Consider the following 21645-nt stretch of genomic DNA (forward strand, 5'->3'; position numbering starts at 1 on the left):
TTGGAGGATAATATGGTTAAAGCACCAGTTATGCTAATAATACTTGATGGTTTTGGTATAGGAAAGGAATATAAAGGCAATGCCGTTACATTAGCTAATACACCAAATATAGATAGGTTATTTAGAGAATATCCAAATACTATTCTGGAAGCAAGTGGCTTAGCAGTTGGTCTCCCAGAAGGACAAATGGGTAATTCAGAGGTGGGGCATTTAAATATTGGCTCAGGGCGTATAATATATCAGGATTTAACTAAGATATCTAAGTCTGTAGCAGATGGCGATTTCTTCGAAAAAAGAGAATTCTTAGAAGCAATAGAAAATGCTAGAAAGAATAATTCTAAAGTTCATTTAATTGGATTAGTATCATCAGGCGGAGTCCATAGTCACAATACACATTTATATGCGCTGTTGAAACTAATGAAAAAACAGAATTTTAATAATGTTTATATACATGCAATATTAGATGGCAGAGATGTATCACCAACTGCAGGTAAAGCAGATATAAAAGAGCTAATGACCAAAATAGATGAAATAGGTGTAGGAAAAATAGCGACTATATCTGGTAGATACTATGCTATGGATAGAGATAAGAGATGGGATAGGACGAAGCTAGCCTATGATGCTTTTACTCTAGGCAAAGGTAATGAAAATGATAATCCAGTATCAGCCATAGAGAAATCCTATAATGAAGATATTACAGATGAATTTATTATTCCGACTATTATAAAAGAGAATGATGAGCCTGTTACAACTATAGATAATAATGATTCAATTATATTCTTTAATTTTAGACCAGATAGGGCTAGACAAATTACTAGAGCTTTTGTAGATGAGAATTTTGAGGGATTTGAAAGAGAGAAAAAAGTAAATACCTTTTATGTCACCATGACAGAATATGATAAAACCATAGAAAATGTAGAAGTGGCTTATACAGATGAATCACCTAGAAACACTTTGGGAGAATATATTAGCAATAAGGGATTATCTCAACTTAGAATTGCTGAAACTGAAAAATATGCTCATGTAACATTTTTCTTCAATGGAGGCATAGAAGAACCTTATGCAAACGAAGATAGGGCATTGATTCCATCTCCAAAGGTGGCGACCTATGATTTGCAGCCAGAAATGAGTGCCATAGAAGTAAAGAATGAAGTATTAAATAGATTAGGAATGGATAAATATGATTTAATCATATTAAACTTTGCAAATCCAGATATGGTAGGTCATACGGGAGTAGTATCTGCCACAGTAAAGGCTATAGAAACGGTAGATAGCTGTTTAGGAGAAATAATAGAGCTCCTTATAGAGAAGGGTGGTAAGGCACTAATTACAGCAGACCATGGAAATGCAGAAATGCTAATAAATGAAGATGGTAGTCCTGTAACATCTCATACAAGTAACAAGGTACCATTAATTCTTGTGGGATATAAGGATGTAGAACTACAAGAAGGTATTCTGGCAGATTTAGCACCAACTATATTAGAACTGATGGGGTTAGAAAAACCAGAAGAAATGACGGGGAAATCACTTGTAAAATAAATGCACAATTCACAGTTCACAATTCACAATTATGAAAGCGGTGAATGAAGGTCATAAAGACCCCAAAACATTCCTTAGCAATTGTGCATTGTGCATTGATAATTGTGAATTAACTAAAGGAGGAGTTAAATTTGAGTATAATAGTAGATGTTTATGCAAGAGAAGTATTAGATTCAAGGGGTAATCCTACTGTAGAGGTAGAAGTATGGACAGAAGATGGTGCTTTTGGAAGAGCTTTAGTTCCATCAGGAGCATCTACAGGTGCATTTGAAGCCGTAGAGTTAAGAGATGGAGATAAAGAAAGATTTTTAGGTAAAGGTGTTATGAATGCTGTAGATAATGTTAACAATATAATAGCAGAAGAAGTAATAGGTATGGATGTATTTGAGCAAGGTGCAATAGATAAATTGATGATTCAATTAGATGGTACACCAAACAAAGGGAAATTAGGTGCTAATGCTATCCTTGGAGTATCTTTAGCAGTAGCTAGAGCAGCGGCAGATGAACTAGGAATGCCTTTATATCAATATGTAGGTGGAGTTAATTCTAAAACATTACCAGTTCCAATGCTAAATATTTTAAATGGTGGGGAACATGCTGATAACAATGTTGATATTCAAGAATTTATGGTAATGCCTGTAGGAGCAAAAAGTTTCCGAGAGGCTCTTAGAATGGGTGCAGAGATATTTCATAGTCTAAAATCTGTTCTTAAATCTAAAGGGTTAAATACAGCAGTAGGTGATGAAGGTGGATTTGCTCCAAATTTATCTAGTAATGAAGAAGCATTAAAAACTATAGTAGAAGCTATAGAAAAAGCAGGCTATAAACCAGGAGAAGAGATAATGTTAGCCTTAGACGTAGCAGCTACAGAAATGTATGATGAAGATAAAAAGATTTATAACTTAACAGGAGAAGGTAGAACACTTACGGTAGAAGAAATGATAGATTATTATGAAGAATTAGTGAATAAATATCCAATTATTTCTATAGAGGATGGTCTAGCTGAAGACGATTGGGATGGTTGGAAACTGTTAACAGAAAGATTAGGTAGTAAGATTCAATTAGTAGGAGACGATTTATTTGTTACAAATACTGAGAGATTGAGTAAAGGTATAGAACTAGGTATTGCGAATTCAGTATTGGTTAAATTAAATCAAATAGGTACATTAACTGAAACATTAGATACAATTGAAATGGCAAAGATAAATGGATATACTGCAGTAATATCTCATAGATCAGGAGAGACAGAAGATACTACTATAGCGGATTTAGCAGTAGCAACAAATGCGGGACAAATTAAAACAGGAGCTCCTTCTAGAACAGATAGAGTAGCAAAATATAATCAATTACTTAGAATAGAAGATATGCTAGGTGAAGAATCTGTTTATAAAGGAAGAAAAACATTTTATAACATAAAGAAATAGTAGTGGGGGGCATGAATTCTTTAAGTATAGGTTTATCTATGCTATTGATTTTATGCTCCTATTATGTTAAAATAGTAATGTTTTAGGGGATATGTTACTATCTACTATATTTGTAGGAGGTGTAAATATGACAACATTCTTTTCAGTATTAGTTCTTGCGTCAAGCTTATCTTTAATAGTTTCTGTAGTATTACAAGAGGGTAGCGAACAAGGGATGGGTACTTTAGCAGGTGGTTCAGCGGATTCATTATGGGGTAAGTCAAGAGGAACAAGCCGTGAAGACATGCTTAAGAGAATAACAGTAGTGTCAGCTGTTATTTTTATAATATCTACTTTAGTTTTAGCAGCTAAATAACAAAGGAGGAATAGGAGATGAATTTGGCATTAATTGCTGCGCCAGTAGTTGGTATATTGGCGTTGTTATTTGCTTTGTATAAAGCAAGCAGTATCGATAAAGTTAGCCCTGGAAACGATAGGATGAAAGAAATATCAACCTATATTCAAGATGGTGCCATGGCTTTCTTAAGTAGGCAATACAAATCTTTAGCAATTTTCGTAGCAGTACTTTTTATTATTTTAACAATTGTTCCTGGTCTTGGTTTTAAAACAGCTATTTGTTTCTTACTTGGAGCGCTATTTTCAATATGTGCAGGTTACTTTGGTATGAAGGTAGCTACAAAAGCAAACGTAAGAACTGCAAATGCTGCAATGGAATCAGGTATGACTAAGGCATTGAATGTAGCATTCTCAGGTGGAGCAGTAATGGGAATGTGCGTTGTAGGGTTAGGGATTTTAGGAGTAGGAGTACTTTACATAATATTTGGTGATGCAAATATTATAACAGGTTTTGGATTAGGAGCTTCATCCATAGCATTATTTGCTAGAGTAGGTGGAGGTATCTATACTAAGGCAGCAGACGTAGGTGCAGACTTAGTAGGTAAAGTAGAGGCAGGAATTCCAGAAGATGATCCAAGAAATCCAGCAGTTATCGCAGATAACGTTGGAGATAACGTTGGAGACGTAGCAGGAATGGGTGCGGACTTATTTGAATCATATGTAGGAGCAATTATATCAGCTATTACCTTAGGACTTGTAGCATATGGAGAAAAGGGAGTTTATTTTGCACTTGCACTTTCAGCAGTAGGAATTATCGCTTCAATCATCGGTGTTTATTTTGTTAGAGGAGATAAAGATCCTCAAAAGGCATTAAATAATGGTACATTAGTTAGTTCATTGATTACAGTAGTTGCAGGTTTCTTCTTGAGCAATTATATATTAGCATCATATAAGCCATTTATAGCAATATTATCTGGACTTGCAGTAGGACTTATCATAGCTAGAATAACAGAATATTATACATCAGGAGATCATAAACCAGTACAAAGAATAGCAACTGAATCAGAAACGGGAGCATCAACTAATATTATTGGTGGACTTTCAGTAGGTATGATGTCAACGGCTGGACCTATTATTATAATAGCTATAGGTATTTTAGTAGCTTATTATGTATCAGGTGGATCAACAGATGCTGCTCAAGGTTTATATGGAATTGCTTTAGCAGCAGTAGGTATGCTATCAACAGCAGGTATGACTATAGCAGTAGATGCTTATGGTCCAATAGCTGATAATGCTGGTGGTATTGCAGAAATGTGTGAATTACCAGATAACGTTAGAAATATAACAGATAAATTAGACTCAGTAGGTAATACTACAGCAGCTATAGGAAAAGGATTTGCAATAGGCTCAGCAGCACTTACAGCTCTTGCATTATTTGCTTCCTATACTCAAGCAGTAGGACTTTCTAGTATAGACATGACAAAACCAACTGTTATAGCAGGTGCATTTATAGGTGGTATGCTACCATTCCTATTCTCAGCAATGACTATGGATGCAGTAGGTAAAGCAGCTTTCTCTATGATTGAAGAAGTAAGAAGACAATTTAGAGAAATTCCAGGTATCATGGAAGGAAAAACAACTCCTGAATATGCTACTTGTGTAGATATCAGTACAAAAGCAGCACTTAGAGAAATGATAATCCCTGGACTATTAGCAGTAGTTGTACCTGTAGCTGTAGGTTTATTATTAGGAGCTGAAGCTTTAGGTGGGCTATTAGCTGGTTCATTGATTACAGGAGTATTAATGGCTATATTCATGTCAAATGCTGGTGGAGCATGGGATAATGCTAAGAAGTATATTGAGGAAGGAAATCATGGTGGCAAAGGTAGCGAAGCTCATAAAGCAGCAGTTACTGGAGATACTGTAGGAGACCCATTCAAAGATACTTCAGGACCATCATTAAATATCTTAATAAAACTAATGACAATAGTAGCATTAGTATTTGCACAAATATTTGGAAATGGAATTTTATTCTAATTAAAAAGGATTCTATCGAAGAATTATACGGATTATAAAAAGTCCCTCTTTTAGAGGGATTTTTTTATGCTGGAAAAATATATAATGAATAAAAATGTTTTAGTAGAAGAGCTTGTTTTACTGTAAATATATGTGTTTATATGATATAATCATATAGTTAAGGGCATAATAATATATAAAAGAGTTGAGGTATATTAGTATGAATATTGAAGGTATAAATCTAAATTATATAGTAGAAGGTGAAGGGAAAGATGTACTCGTACTTCATGGCTGGGGTGCAAATATCAATACGGTACTTCCAATAGTTAATATACTAAAGGAAAAATTCAAAGTACATGCACTGGATTTACCGGGTTTTGGTAAATCTCAAGAACCAAAAGAACCTATTGATTCTTTTAAGTATGCAGATATAGTAAAAGCATATATGGATAGTATGGAAATTAAAAATGTGATTCTAATAGGTCATTCCTTTGGGGGAAAACTATCAATTATTTTAGGAAGCAAATATCCAGAGATGGTAGATAAGATTGTACTTGTAAATAGTGCAGGGTTAATACCAAGGAGAGGGTTTAAATACTATATAAAGGTTTATAGCTTTAAAACTTTAAAATTCTTATATAAAAGTCTTTTCTTTTGGATAAAAAATGAAGAAAAGATGGAGAAGTTTTATAAGAAATTTGGGTCAACAGATTATAAAGATTCATCAGGTATCATGAGGAAAATATTAGTTATAGTAGTCAATGAAAATTTATTACCTTTACTAAACAAAATAAAAGCACCTACGCTATTGATATGGGGAGATAAAGACACAGCTACGCCTTTATATATGGGAAAAATAATGGAAAAAGAAATAAAAGACTCAGGTTTAGTAGTACTAGAAAATACAGGACATTATTCATATCTAGATGATTATCAAAGATTTACATTAATACTAAGAAATTTTTTGCAATATGAAAATATAGTGAATAGTTAAAAGTGAATAGTGAAGAGGTAAATGCAGTGACTAGTTAATGGTGAATAGCTAATAGATGAAAAGATTAAAAAAACTAAGTTCTAAAATTGTTTACCATTAGTTATAAGTTAAGTTAAACTATTCACTTTTAATTATTAGTTATTCACTAATTTTGTGGGGGGATTATTTTGTTAATTATAGTAATTATAATAGGTATTATGGCTTTAGTTTTTATAGCAAATAGATCAAAATATTTTTTACATATGCTCCAACTTGAGGGATATAACTCAGAGCAATTTCAGAAGTGGATAAATAGCAATAAGAAAAAAGTTTTTTCTCTAAAAAATGATAATAACGAAATTAAAAAACCATTAGTATTTACTAATAGAGCAAAGAGATTATATCTAACTAATATGATATTTAATATAATATTAGTAGCATTATTTGTCTTGAAGACTCGTAATTTTCTTGAAGCTCCGCCTGCCTATGCATTCTTTGCATTAGTAATATTAATTGTCTTATTAGGGATACTCTATTATCTTCAAGCATTTCTTATGTTAATATCAAACAATTCACTGAAACCCATAGAAAAAAGAATTAATATGGGTTTTTATGAACAGGCTCAGGAAAAGATAAAAAGTAGAGCAGATTTAATCGTAGTAGGTATTACGGGAAGTTTTGGAAAGACTAGTACAAAGTTTATAGTTGGAAATATATTGGAAGAAAAATTTAAAGTACTTAATACTCCTGAATCTTATAATACTCCTATGGGACTATCAAAGGTAATAAATAATGATTTAACTCACGAACATAATGTGTTTATTGCAGAATTAGGAGCAAGAAATATTGGAGATATAAAGGAGGTAGCAGAATTAGTTCAACCTAAAATAGGAGTTATCACATCCATTGGGCCAACACATATAGAGACATTTAAAAATATAGATAATATAATGAAAACAAAATACGAATTAATTGAAGAATTGCCTACAGATGGAGTAGCCATATTTAATTACGATAATGAATATATAAAGAAATTAGCTGATAAAACATTTAAAGAAAAAATCCTTTATGGACTGGAAGATATAGAGAATCTGGATTTATATGCAGAGGATATAGAGGTATCCGAATTTGGATCTACTTTTACAATAAAAGACAAAGACGGTAATTCTATAAGATGTACTACTAAACTCCTAGGAAAGCATAATGTCTATAATATCTTAGCAGGTGTTGCAGTGGCTAGATTATTAGATTTATCCTTTGATGAAATAAAAAATGGAATAGAGAGTCTAGAACCAATACCACACAGATTAAATATAATAAATCCAGGTACGGGTGTTATCATAATAGATGATGCTTTTAATTCCAACCCAATAGGGTCTAAAGCAGCCTTAGAAGTATTATCACAGTTTAAAGAAGGGAGAAAGATAATAGTAACACCTGGCATGGTAGAATTAGGTGCAATGGAGATAGAAGCCAACAAAGAGTTTGGTACAAATATAGGGAAGGTCTGTGATTATGTAATACTTATTGGAGAAAAGAGGACTAAACCGATATATGATGGATTAATGGAAGTGAATTACAACAAGGATAACATATTTATAGTAAATACTTTAGATGAAGCGACATCTCATATTCAAAAATTGGCAAGACCAAAGGATATTGTTTTATTTGAAAATGATTTGCCAGATAATTATAGTGAGTAAAGTAAAGAATCGGAAGGGGGTTATCTCTTGTGAAAAAAATCGGGGTAATATTTGGAGGACTAAGTGTAGAGCACGAGGTATCTGTAATTACAGGAATGCAGGTAATGGAAAATATTGATAAGACAAAATATGAAGTGATACCGATTTATGTAAACAAAGATGGAAAATGGCTGACAGGAAATAGCTTAATGGATTTTAAAAACTACAAGGATGGTAATTTTAAGGATGCTAAAGAGATTATACTATCTCCTAACCATGGAGATAACAATATCTATTCACATCCTAAGACAGTAGGATTATTTGGAAAGAAGATTCTTGGAGAGATAGATATAGCGTTTCCAGCATTTCATGGAATGAATGGAGAAGATGGAACAGTGCAGGGAATATTTGAACTTATGGATATACCCTATGTAGGTTGTGGTGTATTAGGTTCATCAGTAGGTATGGATAAGATATTAATGAAAGATGTATATAAGGCTAATGAATTGCCTGTAGTAGATTATACCTGGTTCTATAGATCTAAATGGTTGAAAGATAAAGATTTAATTATAAAAGATATAGAAACAAAACTATCCTATCCATTATTTGTGAAACCAGCTAATTTAGGATCAAGTATAGGGATATCAAAGGCAAAAAATAGAGAAGACCTTGTTGATGCTATAGAGGTAGCTATTAGATATGATAGAAAGATAATAATAGAGCAAGCAGTGGAAAATTTAAGAGAAATAAATTGTGCAGTCTTAGGATTTGATGATGAAGTAATTACATCTTTATGTGAAGAACCAATTGGTTGGGAAGAGATTCTAAGTTTTGAAGATAAATATGTAAAAACTAATGAAAAAGGTGGAAAATCCAGTGGTGAAAGAAGAATAATACCAGCTGGAATTGAAGATAATATTAGACAAGAAATAGAACAATTAGCAAAGAAGGCGTTTATAACTATTGATGGTAGAGGAGTATCGAGAATAGACTTTTTATTAGATGCCAATAATAATATATATATCAATGAAATAAATACTCTGCCTGGTTCAATTGCATTTTATTTATGGGAAGGCAAAGGATATTCTTTCAAAAAATTAATAGATGAATTAATATCTATTGCAATAAAAGTTCATGAAGAAAAGAAAGAAAATATGTACTCTTACGAGGCAAATTTATTTAATAGGACACAATATGGTTCAAAAGTAAAAAAAGTGTAAGATATTTTTAATATCTTACATTATTTTTATATAATATGGGTAAATACTAATGATAAAGAAAGAATATATAAAAATATAAACCCCAGATAGGGAGGAATAAAGATGAGTATTAGAGAAATGATTATAGAGTTTATGGAAGAAAAGAAATATAAACCTATGTTAAAAGAAGAATTAGCCGTACAATTTGATATAGAACGTAGGGATTTAGAGAGTTTTTATAAGATATTAGAGGGATTAGAAAGAGAAGGTATAGTAATTAAGGCCAAGAATGATAAATATGGTTTAATTGATAATGATTACTTAGTTGCTGGTATTTTAGAAGGAAATGAAAGAGGATTTGGATTTGTTATTCCTAATGATAAAATTAGAGAAGATATATTTATTCCTGCTGAGAATATGAATGGAGCAATGCATGGAGATAGAGTAATAGCCAATATTACTAGAAGGCAAGAAACGGATAGACGAGAAGAAGGAGAAATAATCAGAATTCTAGAAAGAAATAATAAAATCATTGTAGGTACCTTTGAAGACAATAGGAATTTTGGCTTTGTGGTACCAGATGATCATAAGATTAGATACGATATATTTATCCCAAAGGCAAAGACTCGCAATGCAAAGACAAATCAAAAGGTGGTTGTGGAGATAACTACATGGCCAGAGCCTAGGAGAAATCCAGAGGGCAAAGTAATAGAAGTTCTTGGATATTTAGATGAAAAGGGAACAGATATTTTATCAATTATTAGACAATTCAATTTGCCAGAGGAATTTCCAAATAAGGTACAAGAAGCAGCCAAGAATATTGAACAAGAGGTAGATCCTAAAGAAGCGAAGCGTAGAGTTGATCTAAGACATTTAAATACTTTTACAATAGATGGAATCGATGCAAAGGATATAGATGATGCTGTATCTATTGAAATGAAGGATAATGGAAACTATTATCTTGGAGTTCATATTGCAGATGTTGCTCACTATGTAAGAGAGAAATCAACTTTAGATAAAGAGGCATTGCAAAGAGGGAACTCAGTGTATCTAATAGATAGGGTAATACCTATGTTACCAAAGGAACTATCTAATGGAATATGTTCATTAAACCCTAATGTAGATAGACTTTCATTATCTGTATTTATGGAAATAGATAAAAAAGGTAAAGTAGTAGACCATGAAATAGTTGAAGGATTAATAAATAGTAAACAAAGATTAGTATATGATGATGTTTCTGATTTCTTAGAAAATGATGATGAAGTGGCTAAGGAAAAATTGTCTAAGGTTGCAGAGGATTTAAAGCTAATGGAAGAATTATGTCATATATTATATGAAAAGAGAGAAAGAAGAGGAAGTATAGACTTTGATTTTCCTGAAGCAAAGATTATCTTAGATGAAAAAGGAGTACCTATAGAAATAAGAAAAGAAGAGAGAAGAATAGCAAATAGATTGATAGAGGAATTTATGTTAGTTTGCAATGAAACAGTGGCAGAACGATTTTTCTGGTCACAAACTCCATTTTTATATAGAATACACGAAGAACCTTCAGCCGAAAAAATAGCTACTTTTAGTAAGCTAATACACAATTTTGGATATACATTAAAAGGGCAGCAAGAAGTCCATCCAAAAGAGTTACAGCTATTGACTAAGGAAATAAGAGGCAAGAAAGAAGAAACGCTAATTAGTACATTAATGTTGAGGTCATTGAAAAAGGCTATATACAGTAATGAGCCAGGTATACACTTTGGTCTTGCTGCGCAGTATTATTCTCATTTTACAGCACCTATTAGAAGATACCCAGATTTAGTAATACACAGAATAATAAAAGCATATTTAAATGGGAAACTAAGTAACCAAGTTCAAGGAAAACTAGAAGCAAACCTACCTGAGATAGCAGAACATACTTCTATGACTGAGAGGAGAGCAGAAGAAGCGGAAAGAGAAGTTGAAGATATGAAAAAAGCTCAATATATGACTAAACATATAGGAGAAGAATTTGAAGGTATAGTATCTTCACTAACTAATTTTGGTATGTTTGTGCAGCTGGAAAATACCATAGAAGGATTAGTTCATTTTAATAATATGCTAGATGATTATTATCATTTTGATGAAGAAAAATACTATATAATAGGAGAAAGAACAAATAAAATATATAGATTAGGAGATATGGCTAAGATAAGAGTAATAGATGCTGATGTAATGAGGAGAAACATTGATTTTGAATTGCTATAGGAGATTGACATCACCATATATATTTGTTAAACTTAATCATAAGAAATTATAATGTGGTGATAGAATGAAAAAAATAGGAACTAAGGTAGTTGCAACTAATAGAAAAGCAAGATTTGAATATTTCATAGAGGATACTATGGAAGCTGGACTAGTATTAACTGGAACAGAAGTAAAGTCCATTAGACAAGGGAAGTTAAATATTAAAGATAGCTATGCTTCCATAGAAAAGGGAGAATTATTTATAAATAATCTCCATATTAGCCCATATGAGCAAGGGAATATATATAATGTAGATCCTCTTAGAAAGAGAAAATTATTATTGCATAAAAGGGAAATCAGGAAGTTAATGGCTGCCATAACGCAAAAAGGCTATACCTTGGTTCCTTTGTCTGTATATATAAAGGATGGGCTAGTTAAAGTAGAACTAGCGACTGCAAAAGGAAAGAAGCTATATGATAAGAGAGATGATATAGCGAAGAAGGATGCAGAAAGAAGAATGCAACAACATTCATCTGAGAAATACAAGTAGACAATTCACAATTAAAAGGACTAGAAGATTATAAGTTTTGTGGTATTAATTGTGCATTGATAATTGTGAACTATGCATTGGTTAATGGTTGACATAATTCAATAAATTTGCTATAATTAATTGCTAATTAAATATGGGGGCGAATTTGGTTTCGACGGGGATGTGGAATCAGGAGTAGCGAGTCGTTGTCGCCAAGCAACGCTAAAAGTGGCAAACTAAATTAAACGCAAACGATAATTACGCATTTGCAGCTTAATTAAGCTGCTCGTCCTACTCGAGTAACCCACGGCTTGAGATAGGGCGTCAATCTAGTGGGGCACCGCACTTAGCAAAGCTTTGAGCTAAGGACGGAACTTATGAAGCTACTGAAACTTGAATCCTGTCAGTAGGGGTCAAGTAGAGGGAATGTCAAATTACTGACTGCACTCGGAGAAGCTCTTGTGGAAATGTTTTCGGACGTGGGTTCGATTCGTATGGAGTCGCCCTATAGAGTGATCTATAGGTGATAATCTGGCTTTATCGGTGAAGGCTGTAAAATGCTAATACCGAGGGGTATGTGGAGAAATCCAACAGCCCTGTATCGACTTATAGGCTGCTAAGTCATATGATATGCAGTACTAGGATGGAAGGAATAAACTATAATTAACTTTCATAATACGCCAGAGGGGTTAATGACCTCAAGATATAGTCAGTGCCTTTAGGAAACTATTGGATATCATGTCCCACCGCCTCCACCATACATATTATAGAAAAAATAATAGGAGTGATCATATGAATAAAGAAGATCAGATATTTGACCTATTAGAGAGACTATATATAGAGTTACAAGATACAAAAAAAGAATTAAAAGAAGAAATTTCTAACGTAAGAACTGAACTTAAAGAAGAGATTTCTAACGTAAGAACTGAACTTAAAGAAGAGATTTCCAATGTAAGAACTGAACTTAAAGAAGAGATTTCCAATGTAAGAACTGGGCTAAAAGAAGAAATTTCTAATGTAAGGACTGAATTAAAAGAGGATATAGGAGTTCTTAATGATAATCAAATGATTATATTTGATAAGCTAGAGAAAATGGGATCGGATATAGAGGGTATAAAAGAAGATATGTCAGATGTCCAGATGATTACTGCCAATAATTATAAAGATATAGTTAGACTTAAATCAGTCAGATAAAATAAAACTCTAATGAATAAAATCATTAGAGTTTTTATAATGAAATAGTTTTAGCACTATATTCACGATAACTAAATTGTAAGAAGCCTACTAAAAATCTTTAATTGACTTTTCGTAGTACATAATATAAAATCTTCATTAATTAATAAAATTGGAAATTCTAGGAAGAGAAAAGTAGCCATTTAAATTTCTAACAGCGAGCGAGAACAGAGTGAGAGTCTTGTAAGAAAGCTGATGGTGAAGAGGGCCTCGGAGAATATGTCTGAGCAATTGCGAGGATAATACGTTAACTGCGTTAAAGTATTTAAGTGGACTTATGTCAATTTGAGTGGTACCGCGGATTTAAACCCGTCTCAGTTTATGAGGCGGGTTTTTTATCATTATGTATATTTTGATGTTTTAGTAATAGTATAATTTACTGAAAGATCCAATATAGTTGAATTTAAGGAGGGAATCCATGGAAAAATTAATTAAAATATTAAGTAGGATAGTTGAGGATGCTTTTGGGCAATGTGGATATGAAAGAAATTTTGGTAATGTTACTATATCCAATCGTCCTGATTTATGTCAATTTCAATGTAATGGAGCTCTACCTGCATCTAAGAAGTATAAGAAGTCACCTATACAAATTGCTAATGAGATATTAGAAATATTGAAGAATACTAATGTTTTTAAAGATGTTTCTTCTGCTGGACCTGGTTTTATAAACATAAATATAAAGGATAACTTCTTGGTTGATTACCTAAATGATATGAGTAAAGATAAGAAATATGGTTGTTCTGAGCCAGCAAAACCTATGACAATTATAGTAGATTATGGTGGAGCAAATGTTGCGAAGCCTCTTCATGTTGGTCATCTTAGAGCTGCAATTATTGGTGAAGCAATAAAGAGAATTTCTAGATTTCTAGGGCATAATGTCATAGGTGATGTTCATTTAGGTGATTGGGGCTTGCAAATAGGAATGGTAATATCTGAGCTTAGAAGACGTATGCCTAGGCTGCCTTATTTTGCTGAGGATTATAAAGGGGAACATCCTGAAGAAGCCCCTTTTACAATAGATGAACTTGAAGAAATATATCCAGCGGCAAGCTCCCTAGCAAAAAGCAATATTGAAGCGATGGAAGAAGCTAGAAAAGCTACCTTCGAGTTACAAAGCGGGAGAAAAGGATATATAGCACTTTGGAAGCACATTTTAAATGTTTCTGTAGAGGATTTGAAGAAAAATTATAGCGCTTTAAATGTAGAGTTTGACCTTTGGATGGGTGAAAGCGATAGTCAGAAGTATATTGATGAAATGATAAATTATCTAAAGGAAAACAACTATACCTATGAAAGCAAAGGAGCATTGGTTATAGATGTTGCCAAGGAAATTGATACTTATACGATTCCCCCAATAATAATATTAAAATCAGATGGTGCTATATTATATAGTACTACGGACCTTGCTACTATTTGGCAAAGAGTAAAGGATTATAATCCAGATCAGATAATATATGTTGTTGATAAAAGACAGGGGTTACATTTTGAGCAGGTTTTTAGATGTGCTAAAAAAACAAGAATTGTAAATGAAAATCTATTTTTTGATTTTATTGGCTTTGGGACAATGAATGGTAAAGATGGGAAACCTTTCAAGACTAGAGAAGGTGGTGTTATGAGACTACAGGATTTGATTAGAATAATTCAAGATAATGTAGTGAATAAACTCGATGACAATAAAGGTTTTAGTGAATCTGAAATATATGATATAGTAAGAAAGGTCGGACTGTCTGCATTAAAATATGGTGATTTATCTAATCAGGTTACTAAAGACTATATATTTGATATGGAAAAATTCTCATCCTTTGAAGGAAATACAGGGCCATATATTTTATATACTATTGTAAGAATTAAATCTATTTTGAGAAAAGCTAGTGAGGAAAAAATGAACAATATGGATGCAATACATGAGCCATATAGCCAAAGTGAAAGAGATTTAATGCTAAAGCTTTCAAAGTTTAATGAGGTCATAGAGTTTAGTTTCTTAGAAAAGGCACCAAACAAATTATGTGAATATATTTATGATTTATCTAATCTATTCAACAAATTTTATCATGAAAATAAAATTATAAGTGAGGAAAATATTGAAAAGAAAAATTCTTGGTTAAGTCTTATTACCTTAACAAAAAATATTTTAGAAACTTCCCTTGATTTACTTGGAATTGAAGTACCTGATAGAATGTAAATGAAAAAGGTGGGAATTAAATAAAACTTTAGTGATAATAAACAAGTTAAAAAATATAGCAAAATATCAAACAGGGAAGTCCAACTTGACTTCCCTGTTAAAGTACTTAACTAGATTAATATCTATCCCTTTATTTTTAGCAATTTTATAAAGTTAGATTTTGATAGCTCATTTAAACGTGTTTTTTATTAAGAATAGTATGAAACTTATAAAGAAATCTTATAAAAGCAAGCTAATATCAAGAGATTCTTGGTAACTTTATGGTTAATAAACTATTCATGGTAAAGATATGATTTATATTAAGATATAAAAATATTAAAATCAATACATCTTCTTAACATATTTATGATAGTAATATTTTATTTTACCCCAATACTTTTTTAGTCGATTTTCCATAATGTCTTTATATTTTTCTAGTTCTAATACATCTTCATTCGAAGAAGGAAAGCTACTGTACTTACTTTTTACAAAGATTTCTGTAATTTCTTTTATTCCTATTTCATCATAGGAATAGAATTTATACGCAATACGATTTGCATATTCATAGTGAGTTTCTCCATATAGTTGGGGATAACCCATTAATTCCTTGATCCTTAGAATTTGTCGATATAGATAAATAACCCTTTTATTATTGGATAACTTTTTAGCTTTAGCTTCGCGATAGCTATATTGTAAAAATCCTACTAAAAATCTTAGAGGGATTATTAATAATAAAATGATTATAAATAAGTCAACAGTATTACTTGTTAAACCAGTAGATGTATCTTCATAGTCTTCCTCATAGTTTGGTTTCCTTCCATCGACAGTAGTTTGGTCGCCATCAATATTTTGATCATCAATATCATTTCTAGGACCTCTAATATTTTCCCTAGCTTCATTTAACTCCATATCCTTGTCGGATTCATTTAGATGATAATTTTCTAATCTAGATTCTACAGGGTAAGCAGGTGTAGGCTCAAAGGTCATCCAACCAACTGGTTCAATAAATGCTTCTACCCATGCATGGGCATTTTCATGTTTTACCTCATATACACCAGTTTCAATAGAATCCTTAGCTAAATAACCTTCTATATATCTGCTTGGTATTCCTGATAGACGAAGCATCACAGCCATGGATGTTGCATAATAGGTGCAGTAACCCTCCTTTTTTTCAAATAGAAAATAATCTATAAACTCTTGATTTTCTGGTAAATATTCCACATCTAAGCTATATTTATAATTATTTCTAAGATAATTCTCAATAGCCACTGCTTTTTCAAAATCATCTTTAGTATCCTTTACTATTTCCCTTACTAGATCTTTTGTCCGTTCAGTTATTTTATCTTTAGGTATTTGTAGATATATATTTAAGTCAGTCATATCTTTCTTTTTTTGTTCTATACCTAGAGATACTAACATCCCATATGGAAGAGGTTTTTGTACTAGGACAAAATAGCTTTCACCATTATAAACTCCATTGGAGAATACCAAAACATCATCACGGTTTACTTTTAGCATATGATTGTCTGAGAAGCTAACTTTAGCTGGTTTATAAGGACTAAAAAGGGTAGTTGATGCAAAATCATGATAGGTAATAGTAATATATTCTTGCTTGTAATAAATTTTCTGTTCTTCCTGCGAAAGATCACTGAAGTCTTGTTTCAATCCATAGTTTGCTGAAGGTTCAATTATAGTATCCCAAGAATTCCCCGTATAAACTTGCTTTACATTTCCCCTTAGATAAGTACTATCACTTACACGTACTGTCATAATTCTCTTATCACTTAAGTTTACAGGACCTCCTAATTTTGAGTTTTCACTTTGATATCCTGTAATTGAAAAATTGAATAGTGTAGCGTTTCCAGATTTCCGGCTATAGATATCATAGGAACGTAAGTCTTTGATAAATGGGAAGATGGTATAAACTTTTCGCTGCAACCAAGGCCATTCGATATAATTGTAACTCTTTGGCAATAGTAAAGCTATGAAAACAATTAATATGCTATAGGTAGTTAATGTGTGGAGCCATGGATTGTAAAGGTTCTGTATCTTTTTCTCATAATACTTATTTAATCCTATGAGAATAAAAAAGGCTAATAGAAATATGGAAATCATCCAATATGCTTGATTAAAAAAATTATACCAATAGTAAAGGAAGAAAACTATATAAATAGGAAGCAATAGATAAATATTTTTATTCCTAAATAAGATGAAAGCAGTAAACAATGATACTAAAATTATAAGTATTGCCCAAAATAACAACATATTATCTGATGCAATACTTTCTTTCCCTTGGAGATGAGCAATTATGTTACTGAATAAAGAAAGAATTCTTTCTATTATGTTAAATAAAATGGGAGAAACGAAACGGTGTATCAAGATAGTGATTAGAGAACTAATAGCTAAAAGTCCATATAGAATTAGTGGATTTAGTAGAAAGAATTTAACTATCATACTTCCTAGCAATACTATTAATATTTGCAGCATAATATTTAGTTTTAGACCCATCCCCAAACCAAAAAGATATACTAGACAAAATACAAAAGAAGCATAAATCAGGTTAAAAAGTAATTTTTGACTTTTATTAGATGTTCTATCCATGATAAACCTCCAATGCTTCCTTGATACTATTGTTATAATCTAATATATATATGGGGATTCCTTCCTGTCTTAATCTTTTTTCAACTATTTGGTCTATATATCCTGTTCTGTTATCTAAATCAGTTATAACTATAAATAATGGATTAAGATTTCTGATTTTTAATTGAATTCCTTGTGCACCAATAGCCTTATCTAAGTTTGGAGTAATAATTATAACTGTTGAACTTTTATTTAAAGTCTCAATCTTTGACGCGACAATAGATTTAAATTCAAGAGTTCCGTTACCCTTAAATCTAGCTAAGGTTTCCAAAAAAGGTTTTAAGTCAGATTTTTGTTGACCTTTTACTTCTACTTGGTTTTGATCATTCTGAGTTTCCAAGTTTATTTCTATATTTTGACTTAAACAATAATTTACTATGCTAAGAGCAACATCAGCAGTCTTATCTTCAAGACGACGATCTACATCACCTTTAAAGATATTTGCTTCATTGTCTAGGAAAATGATAACATATGTATCTCCTCGATTTTCATAGTCTTTAACTATAGGAATATCCTTTTTTGCAGATAGTTTCCAATGAATGGCTTTAACGGAATCACCTTCTCTATATTCCCTCAAAGAAGTAACTCGGCTTTTATCTTGAAAATCTGAGGTCTGCACTAGAAGTTCTCCAGATTGATGGCTGGCAGTTATTTTGAAAGTAGATAGGATAATGGTTTCTGGATAGACTAGTAGAGAGGCAGGGCTTGTAATTTTTTTCTTAAAAGAATAAAATCCAAAAACATCTCCCACTGTTACCTCTATTTCTCCAAACTGGTAATAACCCCTTCTTCTTAGGATTAGAGATTCACTACTGCTGTAGGATTCCTTTTTTTTCAGTGCTAATGTCACTTTAGGAGAATTAATCCCTGTTAATTGTTTTGAAATATCAGATTGAATTTCTAAATAGGGTATGTGAAGAATACTATTATTTTTTACTTGATAATTTATATTGAGCATTTCGCCAGTGAATAGAGATTCCCTTGGAATCTCTATAGAACCTTTTAGCCCTTTAAGGGTAACTAAACAGTGAATTAAAGGAAGAATAAATGTCAGCAATAGTATATAAAATAAAAAGTAAGGCAAGGTTCCTCCAACCAACAATACAAAGGCAATTATAATCATAAGGAAGATTAATGGAAGACCAATTTTTATATTATTCATTTGTCATCACCGGTACAAATACACGACTAAGAACTTCTTTTAATATATCTTCAATACCCTTTTGCTCTATTCTGGCCTCTGGGGAAAGAATTAGCCTATGTCCCAATACAGGTACTACCATTTTCTTTACATCATCATGAATAACATAGTCTCGACCTGCTAAAAATGCCTTTGATTTTGCAGCCTTCAACAAATCAATAGAAGCTCTAGGACTAGCTCCTAAACGCAAATCTTCATAAATTCTAGTTGTATTAGAAATATTAACAATATAATCTATAATATCACGGTGAACTGTTATTTCATCTACCATGGATTGCATTTCTAATATATCTTCCTGAGATACAACAGGCTCTATAAGATTAAGATTTTTTATGGACTGATAATTTTGGAGTATTTCTATTTCAGACTGTTTTTCTGGATATCCCAGAGATAAACGCATTAGAAAACGATCTAACTGTGCTTCTGGTAGAGGAAAAGTTCCTTGGTATTCTAGTGGATTCTGAGTTGCCAGTACCATAAAAGGTTTCTCTAAAATATAATGACTTTCTTCTGTAGACACTTCCCCTTCCTCCATAGCCTGTAATAAACTAGACTGAGTTTTGGGAGAAGTTCTGTTGATTTCGTCAGCTAAGAATACTTGATTAAATATTGGACCTTTTTTGAAAAAAAAGGCTCCAGTATTTTTATCATAGACACTAATACCTATAATATCAGAAGGCATCAGGTCTGGTGTAAACTGGACCCTTTTATATGATAAATCCATACTTCTAGCAAGTGCTTTAACTAAAGTAGTTTTTCCAACTCCAGGTACATCTTCAATTAAAAGATGGCCTCTGGCAAATAATGCTATTAAAACCTTCTCTAGAACTTCATCTTTGCCCATAATTACCTTTTTTAAGTTTTCTAAAATATCTAATGCTTTTTTATTATCCATATTTACCTCCATTACTCTTTTATAGAGATTAAATTTATTAATAAATTTTATGGCTGCAGATAATTTATATGTTACATTAATTATACCATTAAAACTATTATATAATCTACAAAATATAAGGTAAAATATAATTTCAAAACTAAGCAAATAACTATTTTATAAACAGTAGAGAATACTATCTATAAGAGAGTAATGGGATGAAGAAAAAATGTAAGTAATTAACTGCGAGGTAATTAGTGTTTTCATATTTTTGCTGAAAAAGCCTTGATTAGAATCATATCCTATCAAGGCTTCTATTATTTTTGCAATCCATATTCATTAATTTTATTAAAAAGCTGACGAGAACTAATATCAAGCCTGCGAGCTGCTTCAGCTACGTTTCCATTTACTTGATTTAGAACCCATTGTAAATATTTAGATTCAGTATTTTTTCTAAACTCTTTCAAGCTAATGATTGATTGAAATGTATTACTGGTCGAACTAGGTTTCATTCTAGCAATAGAATGTAAAATAGGAAGATTGTCTTTTTTAATAACACCATCTTCTGACAATATCACTAATCTATCGATAGTATTTTTAAGTTCCCTGACGTTTCCAGGATAATCATAATTATACAGAAATTCATTAACCTCAGGTTCAATATAAGTGATTTCACGTCTATTTTCAATGCAGGACTGTTCTAGAAAAAAATTAATCATATCCATAAGATCCTCTTTACGTTCACGGAGAGGTGGGATTCTAATGGCGATAGTGCTAATCCTATAAAAAAAGTCTTCTCTAAAAGTAGCATTTAAGATGTTTTCTTCAAGATCTTTATTAGTAGCACAAATTAGTCTAAAATCTATTAGCATAGGTGTGTTAGAACCAATTCGTTCAAATTTTTTAGTTTCAATGACTCTTAAAAGCTTCACTTGAGTAAGTAGACTGGTATCTCCAATTTCATCTAAAAATAAAGTACCTTCATGTGCCAGTTCGAACTTCCCCTTTTTTGCTTTTAAAGCTCCTGTAAATGCTCCCTGTTCATATCCAAAAAGTTCAGATTCTAAAAGGGTTTCAGTGAAAGCACTGCAATTAACTGCTACCACATCATTAGAAGCCCTTTGGCTACATAAATGAATATATTTAGCAGCAACTTCTTTTCCAGTTCCAGATTCGCCTATCAAAAGAACATTGGAATTAGAATTTGCAACCTTTTCACAGTATCTTAAGGTTTCTGCAAAAACTGGACTTTTAGTATTCAATAAAAACTTTTTATGCATATCATCTATATCTTTAACATCCATAGGTTCAATTGCTATGTTTTTTTTATTAAAGGCTTGGTTCATATACAACATCTCCTGACTATATTATAGATACATAATAAATGAAATTTATTTCTTAGTCAAGAACTAAATTTCACTATAATATAGTTAACAGTGTAAGATTAAGAGTTAATAAAAAGTAAGAAATCAATACTTTAAAATATGAAAAATACTTTTTATTACTATAATACTAAGAACTATAGCCTATATGTAAAAGATAGATTAAATTTAAATAAAAAGCAAAAGCTGGCAAGGTAATTGCAATTATTAATTGTGTAACAAAAAAACTGACAAATAGATTG

General features: G+C 31.7%; 15 protein-coding genes, 1 other RNA gene and 1 other annotated feature. Of the genes, 12 read left to right on the forward strand and 4 right to left on the reverse strand.

What is annotated here, in order from left to right:
• Positions 1-12: 12 nt before the first annotated feature.
• The 12 genes from gpmI (at position 13) to argS (ending at position 15327) form a co-directional block, all read left to right on the forward strand.
• Positions 13-1539: a 2,3-bisphosphoglycerate-independent phosphoglycerate mutase gene (gpmI, locus tag RDK80_RS02335; RefSeq protein WP_256310973.1), complete on the forward strand. Its 1527-nt coding sequence runs from the start codon at positions 13-15 to the stop codon at positions 1537-1539.
• Between the two features lie 131 nt (positions 1540-1670).
• Positions 1671-2963 carry a phosphopyruvate hydratase gene (eno, locus tag RDK80_RS02340; RefSeq protein ID WP_256310972.1) on the forward strand — a complete coding sequence of 431 codons (1293 nt, stop codon included), beginning with the start codon at positions 1671-1673 and terminating at the stop codon, positions 2961-2963.
• 127 nt (positions 2964-3090) lie between these two features.
• Positions 3091-3318, forward strand: a complete 228-nt coding sequence (gene secG, locus RDK80_RS02345) for a preprotein translocase subunit SecG (protein WP_094900494.1) — start codon at positions 3091-3093, stop codon at positions 3316-3318.
• A 17-nt stretch (positions 3319-3335) separates the two neighbouring features.
• Complete coding sequence (locus RDK80_RS02350; RefSeq protein ID WP_308523369.1) at positions 3336-5336, forward strand: sodium-translocating pyrophosphatase; 2001 nt, start codon at positions 3336-3338, stop codon at positions 5334-5336.
• A gap of 199 nt (positions 5337-5535) precedes the next feature.
• Positions 5536-6309: an alpha/beta fold hydrolase gene (locus RDK80_RS02355; RefSeq protein ID WP_216559177.1), complete on the forward strand. Its 774-nt coding sequence runs from the start codon at positions 5536-5538 to the stop codon at positions 6307-6309.
• A 197-nt stretch (positions 6310-6506) separates the two neighbouring features.
• Positions 6507-7991, forward strand: a complete 1485-nt coding sequence (gene murF / locus RDK80_RS02360) for a UDP-N-acetylmuramoyl-tripeptide--D-alanyl-D-alanine ligase (protein ID WP_216559372.1) — start codon at positions 6507-6509, stop codon at positions 7989-7991.
• Positions 7992-8020: 29 nt separating this feature from the next.
• The gene (locus RDK80_RS02365) at positions 8021-9190 is read left to right on the forward strand and encodes a D-alanine--D-alanine ligase family protein (protein ID WP_308523371.1); all 1170 of its coding nucleotides are present in this window, start codon (positions 8021-8023) and stop codon (positions 9188-9190) included.
• Positions 9191-9292: 102 nt separating this feature from the next.
• The gene (rnr, locus tag RDK80_RS02370; protein ID WP_308523372.1) at positions 9293-11404 is read left to right on the forward strand and encodes a ribonuclease R; all 2112 of its coding nucleotides are present in this window, start codon (positions 9293-9295) and stop codon (positions 11402-11404) included.
• 64 nt (positions 11405-11468) lie between these two features.
• On the forward strand, positions 11469-11933 hold the full coding sequence (gene smpB / locus RDK80_RS02375; protein ID WP_216559168.1) for an SsrA-binding protein SmpB: 465 nt from the start codon (positions 11469-11471) through the stop codon (positions 11931-11933).
• Positions 11934-12077: 144 nt separating this feature from the next.
• Positions 12078-12406, forward strand: a transfer-messenger RNA (tmRNA) gene (gene ssrA / locus RDK80_RS02380).
• Between the two features lie 298 nt (positions 12407-12704).
• Positions 12705-13106, forward strand: coding sequence for a hypothetical protein (locus tag RDK80_RS02385; protein ID WP_308523373.1), 402 nt, complete (start codon positions 12705-12707; stop codon positions 13104-13106).
• Positions 13107-13259: 153 nt separating this feature from the next.
• Positions 13260-13465: a binding site (T-box leader), on the forward strand.
• A 98-nt stretch (positions 13466-13563) separates the two neighbouring features.
• Complete coding sequence (gene argS / locus RDK80_RS02390; RefSeq protein ID WP_308523374.1) at positions 13564-15327, forward strand: arginine--tRNA ligase; 1764 nt, start codon at positions 13564-13566, stop codon at positions 15325-15327.
• A gap of 321 nt (positions 15328-15648) precedes the next feature.
• On the opposite strand, the gene RDK80_RS02395 is transcribed toward argS, so the two are convergent.
• From RDK80_RS02395 to RDK80_RS02410, 4 genes are all read right to left on the reverse strand, one after another.
• Positions 15649-17907 carry a transglutaminase domain-containing protein gene (locus RDK80_RS02395; RefSeq protein WP_308523375.1) on the reverse strand — a complete coding sequence of 753 codons (2259 nt, stop codon included), beginning with the start codon at positions 17905-17907 and terminating at the stop codon, positions 15649-15651.
• Positions 17900-19108, reverse strand: coding sequence for a DUF58 domain-containing protein (locus RDK80_RS02400; protein ID WP_308523376.1), 1209 nt, complete (start codon positions 19106-19108; stop codon positions 17900-17902). Before RDK80_RS02400 ends, RDK80_RS02395 begins: the two co-directional genes overlap by 8 nt.
• Positions 19101-20042, reverse strand: coding sequence for a MoxR family ATPase (locus RDK80_RS02405; RefSeq protein WP_308523377.1), 942 nt, complete (start codon positions 20040-20042; stop codon positions 19101-19103). The genes RDK80_RS02400 and RDK80_RS02405 overlap by 8 nt, the downstream gene beginning before the upstream one ends.
• A 296-nt stretch (positions 20043-20338) precedes the next feature.
• Entirely contained in the window at positions 20339-21367 is a 1029-nt protein-coding gene (locus RDK80_RS02410) for a sigma-54-dependent Fis family transcriptional regulator (RefSeq protein WP_216559150.1), read from the reverse strand.
• Positions 21368-21645 lie beyond the last annotated feature (278 nt).

The sequence above is a fragment of the uncultured Tissierella sp. genome (assembly GCF_902479755.1).
In the GTDB taxonomy this organism is placed as follows: domain Bacteria; phylum Bacillota; class Clostridia; order Tissierellales; family Tissierellaceae; genus Tissierella; species Tissierella carlieri.